Genomic DNA, 229 nt, shown 5'->3' on the forward strand with positions numbered 1-229 from the left:
ATATAATATGTCTGGTGGCGATAGCGAAGAGGTCACACCCGTTCCCATACCGAACACGGAAGTTAAGCTCTTTAGCGCCAATGGTAGTTGGGACTTTGTCCCTGTGAGAGTAGGACGTTGCCAGGCTTATATATCGGAGGATTAGCTCAGCTGGGAGAGCACCTGCCTTACAAGCAGGGGGTCGGCGGTTCGATCCCGTCATCCTCCACCATTTGCCGGTGTAGCTCAA

At 52.8% G+C, this 229-nt stretch carries 1 tRNA gene and 1 rRNA gene; both read left to right on the forward strand.

The window, feature by feature from the left end:
• The first annotated feature begins 10 nt into the window (after positions 1-10).
• Positions 11-126 (forward strand): 5S ribosomal RNA (gene rrf, locus ACN6NE_RS31410).
• 9 nt (positions 127-135) lie between these two features.
• Positions 136-211: transfer RNA gene (locus tag ACN6NE_RS31415), tRNA-Val, on the forward strand.
• Positions 212-229: the final 18 nt, after the last annotated feature.

This window comes from Priestia sp. 53B2 (assembly GCF_056099005.1).